General features: G+C 36.0%; 1 protein-coding gene. It reads left to right on the top strand.

Annotated elements, in window-relative coordinates:
• Positions 1–61: 61 nt before the first annotated feature.
• The coding region (locus HMPREF3116_RS01715) for a transposase (RefSeq protein ID WP_148129212.1) at positions 62–806 on the top strand (745 nt) is incomplete at its 3' end.

Below are 806 nucleotides of genomic sequence, written 5' to 3'. Positions count from 1 at the left end.
AAAAAAACGAGGATTCCATTATCATTAAGTTAACGACAACTAATAGATAGGAGATCCTCGCATGAATAATTTTATCAATATTACCCTACAATTGAAAGATGAAAATATTATATTTGATACTAAAAATGTGGTTGAAGAGAAGAAATTTAATAATAGGTTATCGCTATTCTATCATGCTAAATTGGAGGTAAATCCCCAGTACTGTCCAGCCTGCGGCTGTATAAAAGAAGGACATAACATCGTTAAAAATGGGACTAAGACCTCAAGAATTACGTTAACAAAAGTTTCTGGCCTCCCTGCTTATCTAGTACTACGAAAACAACGTTACTACTGCAAAGAATGCGCGAGTTATTTTACAGCAAAATCAGATGTTGTGGGTGAAAACTGCTTCATCTCGAAGCGCGTAAAGCGCATGGTTATGGACTTAGCGACAGAATCATTGACGCTAAAACATATGGCCGAAACATGCAATATTTCTGATCATACTGTACAGCGCGTGATTGACGGCGTTGGTGACGATCTTAAACCTAGCATATTTGATCCGTTGCCTGAACATATTGCTTTTGATGAATTCAAGGGTGTGAAGAATACTGAAGGAAACATGAGCTTTATTTTTATTGATAACACTAGCTCACAGATCGTAGATATATTAAGTGATCGCAAAAAAGTACATCTACGCGATTATTTCCTTGCTTATCCATTGAAGACAAGACAACGTGTTAAAACTGTGACGATGGATATGTATACGCCATATATGGAAATTGTTCAGGAGCTTTTTCCTAATGCAAAAATTATTATTGATCGTT

Origin of the sequence: Aerococcus sp. HMSC10H05, assembly GCF_001806975.1 — a bacterium.
Taxonomy (GTDB): domain Bacteria; phylum Bacillota; class Bacilli; order Lactobacillales; family Aerococcaceae; genus Aerococcus; species Aerococcus viridans_B.
Note: the sequence above shows the minus strand (reverse complement) of the source record. Positions and strands in the feature narration are given on the sequence as shown.